Annotated in this window: 10 protein-coding genes; 7 read left to right on the forward strand and 3 right to left on the reverse strand. The window is 61.1% G+C overall.

Going from position 1 to position 14,321, the window contains the following annotated elements:
* Positions 1-18 precede the first annotated feature (18 nt).
* Positions 19-2,316: an aconitate hydratase gene (locus HW554_RS08660; RefSeq protein ID WP_176908185.1), complete on the forward strand. Its 2,298-nt coding sequence runs from the start codon at positions 19-21 to the stop codon at positions 2,314-2,316.
* 69 nt (positions 2,317-2,385) lie between these two features.
* Here the strand turns inward: HW554_RS08660 and HW554_RS08665 are convergent, their stop codons facing one another.
* The gene (locus HW554_RS08665; protein ID WP_218134653.1) at positions 2,386-3,399 is read right to left on the reverse strand and encodes an IS701 family transposase; all 1,014 of its coding nucleotides are present in this window, start codon (positions 3,397-3,399) and stop codon (positions 2,386-2,388) included.
* A gap of 125 nt (positions 3,400-3,524) precedes the next feature.
* Between HW554_RS08665 and HW554_RS08670 the strand changes: the two genes are divergently transcribed.
* From HW554_RS08670 to HW554_RS08695, 6 genes are all read left to right on the forward strand, one after another.
* Complete coding sequence (locus tag HW554_RS08670) at positions 3,525-4,010, forward strand: hypothetical protein (RefSeq protein WP_176908186.1); 486 nt, start codon at positions 3,525-3,527, stop codon at positions 4,008-4,010.
* 322 nt (positions 4,011-4,332) lie between these two features.
* On the forward strand, positions 4,333-5,637 hold the full coding sequence (locus HW554_RS08675) for a YncE family protein (RefSeq protein ID WP_176908187.1): 1,305 nt from the start codon (positions 4,333-4,335) through the stop codon (positions 5,635-5,637).
* A 263-nt stretch (positions 5,638-5,900) separates the two neighbouring features.
* On the forward strand, positions 5,901-6,041 hold the full coding sequence (locus HW554_RS08680; protein ID WP_176908188.1) for a hypothetical protein: 141 nt from the start codon (positions 5,901-5,903) through the stop codon (positions 6,039-6,041).
* A gap of 402 nt (positions 6,042-6,443) precedes the next feature.
* Positions 6,444-6,953 carry an exosortase K gene (xrtK, locus tag HW554_RS08685; protein ID WP_176908189.1) on the forward strand — a complete coding sequence of 170 codons (510 nt, stop codon included), beginning with the start codon at positions 6,444-6,446 and terminating at the stop codon, positions 6,951-6,953.
* Positions 6,954-7,038: 85 nt separating this feature from the next.
* Positions 7,039-9,933, forward strand: coding sequence for an MSEP-CTERM sorting domain-containing protein (locus tag HW554_RS08690; RefSeq protein WP_176908190.1), 2,895 nt, complete (start codon positions 7,039-7,041; stop codon positions 9,931-9,933).
* A gap of 51 nt (positions 9,934-9,984) precedes the next feature.
* Positions 9,985-10,680, forward strand: a complete 696-nt coding sequence (locus HW554_RS08695) for a TIGR02117 family protein (RefSeq protein ID WP_176908191.1) — start codon at positions 9,985-9,987, stop codon at positions 10,678-10,680.
* Positions 10,681-10,788: 108 nt separating this feature from the next.
* Here HW554_RS08695 and HW554_RS08700 read toward each other — a convergent pair whose 3' ends face one another.
* Positions 10,789-10,998, reverse strand: coding sequence for a hypothetical protein (locus HW554_RS08700; RefSeq protein WP_176908192.1), 210 nt, complete (start codon positions 10,996-10,998; stop codon positions 10,789-10,791).
* A gap of 320 nt (positions 10,999-11,318) precedes the next feature.
* Positions 11,319-14,174: a S8 family peptidase gene (locus HW554_RS08705; RefSeq protein ID WP_176908193.1), complete on the reverse strand. Its 2,856-nt coding sequence runs from the start codon at positions 14,172-14,174 to the stop codon at positions 11,319-11,321.
* Positions 14,175-14,321 lie beyond the last annotated feature (147 nt).

Raw genomic sequence — 14,321 nt, forward strand, 5'->3', positions numbered from 1 at the left:
CACTTTTTCAACCTGATTATGGCATTCGATTTAGAGATGATTAAGGCCGTGTACGCTGGCATGGGCACCCGCATCGAGGCGGCCCGGTCGGCGGTTGGCCGTCCGCTCACCCTGACGGAAAAAATTCTGTACGCCCACCTATACGGCGGTACTGTTTCGCAGGCGTATGAGCGGGGCGTTTCCTACGTCGATTTCGCGCCCGACCGCGTGGCCATGCAGGATGCCACTGCCCAGATGGCCCTGTTGCAGTTCATGCAGGCCGGTAAGGCTACGGCCGCCGTGCCCAGCACCGTGCATTGCGACCACCTCATCCAGGCCAAAGTAGGCGCCGACGCCGATTTGGCCACTGCCAACTCCGAGAACAAGGAGGTGTACGACTTCCTGGCTTCGGTTTCGAACAAGTACGGCCTCGGTTTCTGGAAGCCCGGCGCTGGTATCATTCACCAGGTAGTGCTCGAAAACTACGCCTTCCCCGGCGGCATGATGATTGGCACCGACTCGCACACGCCCAACGCGGGTGGCCTGGGCATGATTGCCATTGGTGTAGGCGGCGCCGATGCCGTGGACGTAATGGCCGGCATGGCCTGGGAGCTGAAGTTCCCTAAAGTAATTGGCGTGAAGCTGACTGGTAAGCTTTCGGGCTGGACATCGGCCAAGGACGTGATTCTAAAAGTAGCCGGTATCCTGACCGTGAAGGGTGGCACCGGTGCTATCGTAGAGTACTTCGGCGAAGGTGCCGAGAACCTCTCGGCTACCGGCAAAGGCACCATCTGCAACATGGGCGCCGAAATTGGCGCTACCACTTCGGTGTTCAGCTTCGATGAGAAAATGGCCGTGTACCTGCGCGGCACCGGCCGGGCCGAAGTGGCCGAGCTGGCCGCCGGCGTGCGCCAGCACCTGCGCGCCGACGACGAGGTGTACGCCAACCCCGAAAACTTCTACGACCAGCTCATCGAAATCGACCTGAACACGCTGGAGCCCTACGTGAACGGTCCGTTCACGCCGGATGCCGCCTGGCCGATTTCGGAGTTTGCCGCTGCCGTTAAGGAGCATGGCTGGCCCGCGAAGCTGGAAGTGGGCCTGATTGGCTCGTGCACCAACTCCAGCTACGAAGACATTACCCGCGCCGCCAGCATCGCCAAGCAGGCCGCCGATAAGGGCCTGACCGTGCAGGCCGAGTATACCGTAACCCCCGGCTCGGAGCTGGTGCGCTACACCGTGGAGCGCGACGGCCTGCTCGACACGTTTGCCCAGATGGGTGGCGTGGTGCTGGCCAACGCCTGCGGTCCGTGCATCGGCCAGTGGGCCCGCCACACCGACGACCCCAAGCGCCGCAACTCGATTATCACGAGCTTTAACCGCAACTTCGCCAAGCGCAACGACGGCAACCCCAACACCCACGCGTTTGTGGCTTCGCCCGAAATCGTGACGGCCTTCGCCATTGCCGGCGACCTGACCTTCAACCCGCTCACCGACTCGCTGACCACTAAAACCGGCGAGCAGGTGAAGTTTGACGAGCCTGTGGGTATCGAGATGCCGCCCCGCGGCTTCGCCGTGGAGGATGCCGGCTACCAGCAGCCCGCCGCCGATGGCTCGGGTGTGAACGTAATGGTGTCGTCTGAATCGGACCGCCTGCAGCTGTTGGAGCCTTTCAAGCCTTGGAACGGCACCGACCTGCTGGGTCTGCGCCTGCTCATTAAGGCCAAAGGCAAGTGCACCACCGACCACATTTCGATGGCCGGCCCATGGCTGAAGTACCGTGGCCACCTCGACAACATCTCCAACAACATGCTCATCGGGGCTATCAACGCCTTCAACGAGCAGCCCAATGCTGTCAAGGATGCCCTCACGCAGGGTACGCCATACTCGCCCGTACCTACGGTAGCCCGTAACTACAAGGCTCAGGGTATCGGCTCGGTGGTAGTTGGCGATGAGAACTACGGTGAAGGCAGCTCGCGCGAGCACGCCGCCATGGAGCCCCGCCACCTCGGCGTGCGCGCCGTGCTGGTGAAATCCTTCGCCCGGATCCACGAAACCAACCTCAAGAAGCAGGGTATGCTGGGTCTGACCTTCGACAACAAGGCCGATTACGACCTGATTGAGGAGGACGATACCATCGACATCCTCGGCCTGACCGAGTTTGCCCCCGGTAAGCCCCTGCAGGTGCGCCTGCACCACTCCGACGGCGACACGGACCTCATCACGGTGAACCACACCTACAACGAGGGCCAGATTGCCTGGTTTAAGGCCGGCTCGGCCCTGAACCTGATCCGGCAGATGCAGAGCGGCGACGCGCAGCTTTCGGAGCGCATCTAACTGATTACCCCCATGTGAAAACGGCCGCCTTCCCGTATAGGGGAGGCGGCCGTTTCTTTGAATTAGGACTTACGCACTTACGGGTAGCAGTGCGGGAATGAGCGGCTGAGCCAGTAGCTGGCGCAAGTAGGGCGCCCACTGCTGTTGGTGAGCCTGATAGATGGTTTGTGCCGTTTGGCGGGCAAATTGGCGCAACGACACCCACGCCAGATAGCAGCAGGCCAAGTGGTTGCGCTGGGCCTGCGCCCGGCGACACTGGCACTTCTCGGCCCCGGTAAGCTGTTTGAAGCTACGGTGAAACTCTTCCACCTGCCAGCGTACGCGCGTGGTGGCCTCGACCAGTTGCTGATTCAACGTGAAGGCAAAGTTGTTGGTCACGACCCATTCAATGTCGCCGTTCGAGGCGACCAGCTTGAATAAGCGCACCGCAAACGGCACCTTGTGTAAGCGCACTTCCAGGCCCGTGGTCCAGCCACCCGGCGGCGGGGCCACGTCGAGCAGGGCCTGAAAGCCCGTTTCTTTGCGCACACTCACTAACCGGTTGCTCTTCAGGGTCGTGAAAAACGTCCAACCGGCGCGGTGAATGAGTTTGAGATTGTCGCTGCCACTATACCAGGCATCAAACAGCAGGGTCCGGGCCTTGATTTTATCCTCGGCCAGGACGTGGGCGAACATGGCCCGGAAGTGCTCGTTTTTGCTCACCCCGTCGAGTTCGGGGGCATAGACCCGGTAGTCGAGGGGCAGAAAGTCGCCCGCCTCGCCGCTGCTATGCACCAGATTGACCAGGCAAATACCCGTAACCAGGCCGTGCTCATTGCCCGAGTACTGGTGCTTGGCCACTTCAATAAAGCGGCTGTAGCGTTTGTCCTGCACGCTGTCATCGAGCAGCAGAAAGGCGTCGGGCGAATCGATGAACAGGGGCTGCACTAGCTCCCGCAACTGACTGGATGAAAAGCAGCTGCGCCGCAGAAACCGATTCACCTGGTCATGGCTCACGTGCGACAGATGCTCCGCCAGATGGGTGCAGGTGTAATTGCGGGGCGTACTAAGCAGGTACTCGATGTAGGTAGCTTGCGTAACCATCGGACAAGGATTTGCTTCAAGATACCACCAAGTGCGTAAGTCCTATGAATATAGCGTGCAACTATTTCTTGCGAATAAAGCTCTGGTAGGTAGTCAACTTCCTTCCACCTTTCACTTTATTGCACATGAAATCAGTGCTTACCTTATTGGGCGGCCTGCTGCTGACGCTGGCTATGAGTAGCTGTGCTACCCGCGAGGGCGAAGTCGAAAATCTGCAACCCTGCCAGTCGGGGCCGGTAGCCGTTACCAGCCTGGATAAAGAGTACGGCTGCACGTCTAGTCGCTGGATAAATCTGAGCGCAGGACCGGCACCGGTTATTATCCGCAGTCAGGCACAGTTCGATCAGCAGGCTACGGGCGAGTGTCATCCGCAGATTGACTTTGCCAAATACGATTTGGTTATCGGGCAGCAGCTGCAGATGAATGGCGGGGCCAGCGCCAGTGCCACCTACGACTACCAGCTGAACTGCTCCGACGCGAGCCGGGTGCTCCGGGTACTACTGAAGCCCGGCGTTACGCTCGACCTCAGAACCTATACCTACCATGCGCTGGTGCCGAAGCTAGGGCCCGCCGAAACAGTGAAAGTAGAGGTGCAAGTGCTGCCTCAATAAGGTAAGTTGCGCAAGACGGCCGCCTCCCTGAACAGGAGAGGCGGCCGTCTTGCGTTCAGGCGCGTAGCGCCGATGCTGAACCTAAGGAGTTGGTCTGAATTGCTGGAAAGCGGGGACACGTAGCCTTCGCAGGAGTAATATCGGCTTCGGCTGACAAGTAACAGCGGCCGCTTCCGGATAGGGAGGCGGCCGTTTTGTATGCGGCCGGATGCCGGGTCGTGTTTTATTTCCGGCTTTGCGCCCAGGCTCAGCGCGTGCCGGCCCGTAGCCGCTATATTTACCGGTCAATCATTTGCCAGCTACTATTTAACGCCTACCACTTGTGAAAACCAGAAATATGCTGCCGCGCACGGCGAATCCGCTTGTATCCTTTCTGCTCGGCTTGCTGCTGCTCGCGGCCTGTAAAAAGGAGACGGAAGAGCCGGCCGCGCCCACGAGCTACCCGGACAAAATTGTGCTCCGCGAAGTGCAGGCGGCCGGCGACTCGGTGAATCTGACTTGGACTCAGCTGGACAACAGCGCCTTCGTCAGCTACACCATACAGCGCAAAACGGCCGATGAAACCCTGCCAACGGGTATTCACCAGCAGTTCACGCCCACTGCCGTGTCATACGTAGACATTACGGTGCCATACGTAGCCGCTGTTTCGTATCAGGTTGTGGCCCAGCTTAACAATGGGCAAAGCATTTACAGCAACATCGTCAGCTACGAACGGGCTAACATTAAGAGCCTGGCCATTGCGCCGTTTGATGTGCAATTTCAGCCGGCCGGCCGGCAGCTGTATTTCTTTGAGCAGAGTGGCAAAATCTATAAGTACGACTTGGCAACCGAGCGGATTGTGGCAACCGTGGCAACCAGTGCTACCATTGGCTACAGTGATTTTGCGATTTACGGCGGCCGCGAGGAGCTGTATGTGCCGCGCAACGACGGCTGGGTTTTTATCTATGATGCCGCCACGCTCACCAAGATAGACCAGCTTAGTGTGGGCTCTGCCGCTACCTGCGTGGTGGCCAACAACGGCCTTCTTTTCGTGTCGAACTCGGCCTGGACAAACCGGCCGCTGAAGGTGTATAACCGCGCTACTAAGCAGCTGGTAGCCGAAACGGGGGACTTCGACCGTACCCGCTTTAAGCGGATTCCGGGTTCCAATACGGAGCTGCTGGAAATCAGCCTCTATATTGGCCCCACCGACCAAGACTACTACAGCTTCAGCTCGGCCGGCGTGTTCCAGACGCACCGCAACGACACCTACCACGGCGACTACCCCCTGGACGCCACCATCTTCGAGTTCTTTCCCAACGCCGACCGGTATATCACGTCGTCTGCGGGGGCCATCTACCGGCGCGACATGACCTATGAAACCACGTTGCCGCGCGGCAACAAGGAGTTTACGACGTTCGGTTTCGATGCCGCGGCGCAACTGCTGTACGCCGGCACCCGCACCCGCAGCGTGGAAGTGTACACGATGAACGGCTACAACCACAGCCGCACTATTGCCACCAAAGCGTATCCGTTCCGGCTCTTCAAGGATCCGGCGGCGGCTGGGTTCATCTGTGTGAGTTCCGTGACGCCTACTGCGCAGTACGGTCCCATTTCTACCGGCATTACCATCGAGCAGGTCAGATAACTCCTAGGACCCGCTGCCAGGAACCGGACTCTTTGCTTAGGGTCCGGTTCCTTTTTGGCCTAAAATCGGGTACGAACTGCACGAAAGAGCCATTTTCGTGGTGTCATTCCGCCACCGGGCGCCTTCCAAGGCCTGACTGGCTGCTCAACAGTACCGGACGACCAGAGCGAAACCACCCGCCCGGGCCGACTTTCGCGGAGCTTCTGCACAAGGTAGTAGCAGAGCAGAATCACGAGGCCCATCAGGAATGGCAGCAACGCCAGATGCTTTCCGATAAGGTTGCCCCAGATGCGCACTTCATCGAACCCAAAAACTCGCTGCTCATTCAGTACGAGTTGGCCGAAATCCAGAACACGATGGCCGGATTGTGCGCCAGCTCGGCGGCTATGTGGCGGGAGCACTAGGTAATGATGCGGGCAATGGTCAGGGTCGGGAAAATCATGCTGATGCCCAGCAGCTTCCAGAGCATGCACCACCCGATGGCCTTGGGCAGCCAGAAAAGAATGTGCATGTTTTCCATACGGCGGTACGGGGCCGGAAATCTGGTAAATCTGCTCATCGTTGTTGGCAACGACTGGTGCGACTAGGGCAGCGGGAGCGGAAGTAGAGGCCGGTGAGTGGGCCGGGTCCGGGTTGGCCGTAGGGGAGACTGTGAGCACGAGGTGCTTAAAGTGGAGGCGAAAGATTGAGTCTGAGCGAGGCGCAGGCAATGCCCCAGAGCAGCATAGAGCTGCCTTTTTCAATAAATACTTTGAATCACAAAGTTCTTTGAATTATGTTTGTGTTGTTTGCAAATCCCCAATCCTATGTCTCGCATAGTTTACCTGCTTCCCTACCTGCTGCTGCTGGCGGCCTACCTCATCGCCAAGCTGTGCTACGCGGCTGCCGACACCGCCGATGTGCGCTGGCTGCTGGCCCCCAACAACGCGCTGGTTGAGGTGCTACTCAGCTCAGGCTCCGAGTTTGTGCCAGGCCGGGGCTATGTACATCCGGGCCTGGGTATTGTCATCGATAAATCGTGTGCGGGCGGCAACTTTGGGCTGCTCAGTGTGCTGGTGCTGACGACTACTTACCTGTGGCAGCGGGGGCCGCGTCCGGCCCTGGTGCTTCCGGCTCTGCTGCTGCTGAGCTACCCCCTGACGCTGTTCGTGAATGCGGCCCGCATTGCCGGGGCCGTGCGGCTGGGTCAGCTGCTGCCCCCGGCGCTGGCCCCCGGTTGGCTGCACGAGGCGCAGGGGGCGCTGGTATACCTGTTTTTCCTGGTAGCGGCCTACGTAGCCCTGCGGCAACTCCTGCCCAAAACGGCTAGCCATTAGCGCCCTGCCGATGTGGAGCGTGCTCAACATGCTGCCCGATAGTCAGCCAGATTCTCAAAACCCCAGTCATTCAAACCATACTTCTATGCGCTCCTTATTAAATCCGCGGTGGCTCTGGCTGCTCAATACGCTGCCGGTGGCGCTGCTGCTGCTCTTTTTTGGGGCCGAGTACAAGGTAATTCGCAGCCTGCTGGAGCCGGCGAGCCGGCTGGCCTGGCAGTGGCTGGGCGCGGTGCTGCTGGGGCTGGTGCTGGCCCACGCGGCCTACGCGGGGTGGCTGGCGGCGCGGCGGCGGCAATTACCGATTGGTTATGCGCTGGCGGCTTTGGGCCTTTACATTGGGCTGCTATACAGCTACGGAACGCAGGTCGACCGGCTCTTTCCTTTTAGCGTGCCCCGCTGGATGGTGCCCGCCGACCTGCCGCTTTATGCCGGCACTTTCCTGATGCCCACGCTGGCCCACGCTGCGGCCGTGCTGGTGTTGCGCCTCACGCCCGAAAACCGCGAATTTAAAGCTCTGCCCAACTTCGGGGCCGCGCTGGCCGTGCCGACGGTCGGGTACCTGTTTGCCCAACTGGTGCTGCCCCTGTGGCACTATGGCTCGGGTCCGGTAACCCAGCACGTGTTGGTAGTGCTGCTGATTACCGGCACGCTGCTGTTTCTGCTGGCGCTGAGCCGGGGCGTGTACATTCTGGCCCGGAGGCGGACGGCTAACAAAACCTTCCGCTGGGTTGGGCTGCTGCTGGTCGCCGGAGTGCTGCCATTGGTAGGCCTGGCCGTAAACAACGGCGAACTGGGCGTTTTGGGCCGGGGGCAGAGTGCAGTCGGCATATTCGGCGACTTCTCCGACCCCTGGTGGTACGGGCTGGCGGGGCTCAATGCGCTGCTGTTGCTTTGGTCCAACCCGGTCGGTTTCCGGTGGCGGCTGGTGCTTTTGCTGGGGCGGGCGGCATTATTTGGCTACACGCTGTATTTCTTTCTGGTGTTTTTGCCCTTCCTCCCGCTGTCGGTGGTGGCCGTGTTGCTGCTGGGGTCGGGCTTTTTGTTGCTGGCGCCGTTGGTGCTGTTTATCGTACACGTGCGGGTGCTGAGCGAAGACTACGCCGCATTACGGCTCTACTTCGGGCGGCGTGGGTTGCTGGCGGGGCTGCTGGCCGCTGGGTCTGTACTGCCGCTGGCCGTAGCCGGGCAGTACGCCTGGCACCGCGCCACGCTGCACCGGGCCCTCAATTACGTGTACCAGCCCGATTATTTCCGCCCAGTGGCCCCCGTTGATACTACTGTGCTGCGGGCCGTGCTGGGCACCGTGCGACACCATAAAAACACCCGCAGCGCGTCCATCACCGGTGCCCGGCTGCCCTACCTCTCCTCGTTCTACAATTGGGTGGTACTCGACAACCTGACCCTGCCGGAAAGTAAAATGGAGCTGCTGGAACAGGTGTTTCTAGCCGAAGAACCAGTCAACCAACCCCAGTCAGAAACGGAAACTGCCGATGAAATAGTGAAGGATGTAGCCCGGGATACCGGCAGCCCGCCCGCGGCCCCAACCGCGCCGCGCCTCACGCAACTGGCAGCCCGCAGCCGCTACGTTGCCCGCCAGCGCATCTGGGTCAGCTGGGTCGACCTCACCATCATCAATCCCGACTCCAACGCCAACTTCGCCGAATACACCACCCGACTGCCGTTGCCGGCGGGCTGCTTCGTGAGCAACTATTACCTCGATATGGCCGGCCGCCGCGAGTATGGTATTCTGGCCGAAAAGCGGGCCGCCACCTGGGTATACCGTCAGATCCGTGCCGAAAACCGCGACCCGGGCCTGCTGAGCTACCGGCACGGCAACGAGTTGGATTTGCGCGTTTTCCCGCTGGCCGCCGGCGAAGTACGCCGCACCGGCCTGGAGCTGCTGCATCCTGAACCGCTCACGCTGCAGCTCGATGGCCAGTCGGTGCAGCTTGGCGAAGCTCGCCCCGGTACCGCCCTGCCCCCCGAAACCGGACTGGCCGGCGGCGCAACTTACGTGAGTGCCGCCCAAAAAGCCGCGCTGCCCTTGGTCCGGCGGCAGCCGTACTACCACTTTCTGGTGGATAATTCGATCGGCCGGCAAGGCTCCTGGGCTGCCTATCGGCAAATGATGGTGGCGGTTGTCCGACCAGCCGGGCCAAGTGATGAAAGGTCTGAGTACAGCTTGGTAGGCAGCCGCACCACTCCCTTCAGGCGGCCGGAAGCAAGCAGAACCGCAAAAACCAATCTGCCCGTCGAGGGCGGCTTCTACCTCGACCGGGCCATCCGGCAGACGCTGGTCCGGGCCGCCGAAACGCCTGCGTCGCGCTACCCGGTGCTGGTGGTGGTGTCGGCCGATTTCCGGCGGGCCATCCTTCCGGCCAACTTCGCCGACCTGCGCCACACCTTTCCAGAATCGGCGTTTTTCTACGAGCTGCTGCCCGATGGCCGGCTCGTATCCCACTCGCTGCTGCACGACCCTGCCGCTCCGCTCGACACCCTAATGGCTCCCGACCCGGCCAGCCCCGTAGTAGCCTGGCCCAACCCTGAAAATGCCACCGCCTACCTGCCCGCCAATGGCCAGCCCGAACTGGTGCTGGACAGCTCGCCGGTTTCACCCCAGCAACTAACGGCCCTAGCTCCTCATAATTGGCACTCGGGCCTGGTGCTGCAGGCCAGCTGGCGCCACCAGCTGCACCACCCCGAAACAGGCGAAGCGGCCGGACGCCAACTGGTCGAGGCCAGTTTCCGCACGGGGCTGCTAACCCCGCTCACGGCATACCTGGCCCTCGAAAATGATGCTCAGAAAGCGGCCCTACGGCGCAAGCAGGCGGAAATGCTCAACGGCCACGCAGCCCTGGAAGCCGAGGAAGACCAGCGCATGTCGGAGCCCGGCGACTGGTTGCTGTTGCTACTGGGCGCGGCGCTGGCCGCACATGGCTGGTGGCGCCACCGCCGACCGGGGCCAGTAGCGGCATAACTGACTTTTTGAAGCGAGCCGCGTATAGGCAAACGTCTCACTTTCTCTCTCATGAAAAAAACAAACCCACTTTACCCAGTAGCCGCTGCTGTTGCCTACACCGGGGCCGGCATTATCGGGCTGGTTGCCCTGTATGTAGCTGCCTCATTGGTGCTGTCGGCCGTTCCGGTGGCCGGCGAGAAGGCCACGCCCGCTCCCAGCGAAGCCGTGGAGGTATACCTGCTCTCCAACGGCGTGCACACCGACCTGGTGCTGCCCGTGCGCAATGTCCAGCAGGACTGGACCCGGTCCATTGCTTACGCCGATACGCCCGCCAACGACACCAGCCAGGAGTTCGTGGGCTTCGGCTGGGGCGACCGGGGCTTCTACCTCGATACGCCTACCTGGGCCGAGCTCAAGCTCAGCACCGGCCTGGAAGCCATGTTCTGGATGGGTACCACGGCCATGCACACCACCTTCCACCACCGCCCCGAAGTAGGCCCCAAGTGTGTGCTGCTCACGCTCACGCCGGCCGAGTACGCCCGGCTTGTCCGCTTCATTGAAACCAAGTTCGATTTGGATGCCCAGGGCCGCCCCCAGCAGATTAAGGGCCATAGCTACGGCCAGAACGATGCTTTCTACGTCGCCAACGGCACCTACAACCTCTTCGATACCTGCAACAGCTGGACCAACCGCGGCCTGAAAACTGCCGGCCAGCGCGCCGCCCTCTGGACACCCTTCGACTTCGGTATGTTCTGGCACTACTAGATTTTCATGTGGACTGCTAGCCTTTGTGTAGGAAGGTCTGCTTCATTGCATAAAAAAGGCGCCGCACTTAACCGAGTGCGGCGCCTTTACGTTTTTTCAGCTAACAGTTCAGTTGAGCCAGACCTGGGCCACGAACTCGAAGCGGTGGCGGGCAAAGGAGCCGTAGGGGCGCTCGGCATAGAAGCCCAGCACCTGCCATTCGTCGCTGTAGGCATTGCGCCGTAGGTGGACAGGATAAACCTGCCCGCATGCCGGCCAGTCACCAATGTAGTCAGTCGGACGGTTACGGGCATTCACGCACCGCGCGTATTGCTGCACTGGAAGGGGGACGGGAAGCTTCGTTTTCGACATATGCAAATATAAGAATATTTGTTGATAAAGCTAAGTATTTTAGCCAAAAATTTCATAAATTTTCGGATGATGATCCTGCTCTAAGTGCCGATTATCCGTTCTTAAGCCGGTATGTAGCTCGCTGATTCTATATTTTTTTTAAATATATTTAAAAATTTATATTAGGAATAGATTGCTAATTAATTTGGGTGCAATTGGTGGATAAGTCAGTTTTCATACGCGCTGATAATCGACCCATGTCCCGCCTTTACAGCGTGCCGATACTATTACGCTGCCACCTGAGTTTGCTACGGACGCTTCAGTACCCGGTAAGTACCAACTCCGGCCGCCGTATCTATCCGTAGCAGGTACACTCCGGCCGGGTAGTCCGACAGGTCGAGGGCGGCGGTGGTTTGTCGGAAAGTGTATGCTGCCAGCTGTTGCCCGAGCACCGATAGTATCCGTACCGTAGCCAAGTCGCTAGTGGGCAGCTCCAGGCGCACAGCGCCCGAAGTAGGGTTGGGGTAAAGCCGGACGCCAGCCAGCATGCGGGGCTTCGATGCGGTAGGCACTTGCTGGTAACCGATAGCTGCAGCGTCGGCTGCAGCCTGCAGCTCGGCCAGCGAAGGCGCAGCCAGCACCGCGAAGGCCACCGTTACCGAGTCGGCGGGGGCCAGGTAGGGCAGGGCCGCGCCCACCACCTGGGCGGCATCGGAGCCGGTGGCCGGGCCAGCGGTGGCGTAGGTAGTGCCGCTGCTCAACGTCAGCCACTTCTCGGCCCGACTGAACCCGTCGTTTAGGCGCACAGGGCCGGCAGGAGTAGGTGAGCTGTTATCGAGGCTGAATACGCTGGGCTGGCCACCGGCCAAGTGCTGCACGCCGGCATATATAGTCTGGCCGGGCGTGTCGTGCACGTAACCCAGGCGGCGGGCCGCGTCCCAGCCGGTTCCGTTGCGGGTGGGGTCGTCGGGTAGGTCCCAATCCATAAACAGGCCCAGGTGTAGTGGCCGGAGCGTGTCGGTGGTAAGGTTGGTAAGCTGGTATTCGAGCAGCACGTAGTTGTGGTGCGGGGCTGCTGCCCGGGCGGTGGCCCGCTGGCGCAGGGCCACGCCCATAGCCAGTGGGCCAGTGGCAGATAGTTGCCCCTCGCGCAGTCGGCCCTCGGCTCGTTGGTTGGCTGCCCCGCTGGCGGCGGGCATATAATGCACCTGCCCTACGGCTTCAAAGTCGGCGTCTCTGCCGCGCTTGTCGTTGCGCACGTTGTTGGCCAGGCGTGTGGCCGAGGTAGCCAGCAGCAGCCCGCCTTCGGCCAGTAGCGGTGGGCTCTGGCGGTAGCTGATGCCTTCACCGAGGCTGGGGTTGGTGCCATCGTAGCCCAGGTTGCCGCGGCTGGTGAGTGTGAGGCGCAGGTTGTTGGCATCAAGCACCACATAATCGGCGTTCAGCAGCAGGGTTTCATACTGGTATTCGGTGTAGCCGCTGCCTTCGTGGTGCAGACGGTAGCGCAGTACTGCCTTGGTGTTGAGTGGCACGCCCGTAGCCGCCACGGCCAGCCGGAACGGTGCGGCGTCATTATCGGCCCTGGCCAGGCTGGCCAACGGGCCGGTGCTGAACTCGCCCTGACGAACCGTAACGTAAGGAGAAAGCGAAGTGAGCGTTACTGTAAGGCCCGGCAGTTCGCGTAGCAGGTTCTGTACCCGAACCGTGAGGCGCAGCGTGTCGGCAGGTGCATAGTAGTTGCGGGCCGGAGCGGCCGTGCGGGCCACCACCCGAGCCGAGTACGGCTGTTCCGTTACGGCCCGAAACACGTTCAGGCGGCCCGAGCCCAGCCGGCCGGCGTAGGCCACGTTGCCGGGCAGGTTATCGATAAAATCGGTGGTGCGCCGCAGCTGGGCCGCCACCTGGGCTGCATTGTAGCCCGGAAACCGGCTGCGTACCAGCGCCGCCGCCCCTGCCACCTGGGGTGAGGCAAACGACGAGCCGCCCGTGTTGGTGTAATCGGTATCGGTAACGCCGAACGTGGTAATAATCTGTTCCCCGGGGGCCGATAAATCAATTCGGTAGCTGAAGGTGCCGGCCAGGCTTCGCTCGTCGGTGCGGGTCGTCTGGGCCACCGACACCACATGCTCGTAGCTGGCCGGGTAAAAGTCCAGGTCGCGGGGCGTGTTGCCGGCGGCGGCTACTACCAGCACATCGTGGTTGAGGGCCGCGTAGCTGATAATTTCCTGCTCGAAGCGCGAAGGTGCGCCCACGCCACCCCAGGAAAGGTTGATAACCCGGCAGCCATGGTCGGCGGCGTATACAATGGCCTCGTAGCCCCCAAACGAGCCCAGGGGCGTGGAGGGGTAGATTTTCAGGGGCATAAACCGCGAGTGGTAACCCACGCCGGCAATGCCGCGGCCGTTATTGGTGGCCCCAGCCGCTACGCCGGTCACCATCACACCGTGGGCCAGGTCGGTGTTGTTGCGGGTGCGCTCGGGGTCGTTGTCGTGGTCGGCAAAATCCCAGCCGTAGTAGTTGTCTATGTAGCCGTCGCCATCATTGTCAATACCGTCGATGGGGTCGAGGCGGTTGAGCTGGTTCTTACCCCCAATGTCCTCGTGGGTGAAGCGAGTTCCGGCATCCACGATACCGATGACGATGCTGGTGTCGCCCTTGGTAACGTCCCAGGCCTGATAGGCGCGGATATTTTTAAGGTGATACTGCCCGTCGGCGCGGGTCGAGTCGGCCAGCGGGTCGTTGGGCTGCTGCAGGGGCTGGTAGTCGTAGAGCGGTTCGGCATACTCCACCAGGCCGGTTTTAAGCAGCCGTTGCTGCATCTGCGTCGGCGAGGTATCGGCAGGCAGCGTCAGCTCATAGAGCAGCCCTAAGTCCACAGCTCCGGTCTGGGCGCGGGCGGCAGTGGGCGCGGCGGCCTTTGGGAACTTGGGCCGGGCCGTTGCGCCGAAGGCCTGGAAGGCAGTAGTGAGGGACGCCGGCAGCGCGGCCGGACCCGGCCGGCGCGGCTGGGTGGCGTCAGCAGAAGCCGCTTTCAAGCGGAAAACCAGCACGCCCGGCCGCACCGTGCGGGTAGGTGTAGCCGTCGCGGCCGATTGGGCCACGGTCGCGACGGTACTGCCCAGCAGCAGCGCGGCGCAGCAAAACCAACGTAGAGTTATAAGCATAGAACCAGAGAGATAGGGTAGAAGCGCGCGGTGGTTGGGTACTCAGGCTAACGAAACTGCAGCCCCCGTGGATTGGTTCGGGCGGGTTCGGGGCCGATTCCGTAAATTTAGCCACTCCAAAGCAGCCGGCCCCTACTTTTAGCCGAA

Origin of the sequence: Hymenobacter lapidiphilus (genome assembly GCF_013377885.1) — a bacterium.
GTDB classification, from domain to species: Bacteria; Bacteroidota; Bacteroidia; order Cytophagales; family Hymenobacteraceae; genus Hymenobacter; species Hymenobacter lapidiphilus.

What these genes read in the sequence shown, in the direction of transcription:
- HW554_RS08660 (WP_176908185.1), top strand. Translation starts at nt 19, where the DNA reads ATGGCATTCGATTTAGAGATGATTAAGGCCGTGTACGCTGGCATGGGC.
- HW554_RS08665 (WP_218134653.1), bottom strand. Translation starts at nt 3,399, where the DNA reads ATGGTTACGCAAGCTACCTACATCGAGTACCTGCTTAGTACGCCCCGC.
- HW554_RS08670 (WP_176908186.1), top strand. Translation starts at nt 3,525, where the DNA reads ATGAAATCAGTGCTTACCTTATTGGGCGGCCTGCTGCTGACGCTGGCT.
- HW554_RS08680 (WP_176908188.1), top strand. Translation starts at nt 5,901, where the DNA reads ATGCTTTCCGATAAGGTTGCCCCAGATGCGCACTTCATCGAACCCAAA.
- xrtK (WP_176908189.1), top strand. Translation starts at nt 6,444, where the DNA reads ATGTCTCGCATAGTTTACCTGCTTCCCTACCTGCTGCTGCTGGCGGCC.
- HW554_RS08690 (WP_176908190.1), top strand. Translation starts at nt 7,039, where the DNA reads ATGCGCTCCTTATTAAATCCGCGGTGGCTCTGGCTGCTCAATACGCTG.
- HW554_RS08695 (WP_176908191.1), top strand. Translation starts at nt 9,985, where the DNA reads ATGAAAAAAACAAACCCACTTTACCCAGTAGCCGCTGCTGTTGCCTAC.
- HW554_RS08705 (WP_176908193.1), bottom strand. Translation starts at nt 14,174, where the DNA reads ATGCTTATAACTCTACGTTGGTTTTGCTGCGCCGCGCTGCTGCTGGGC.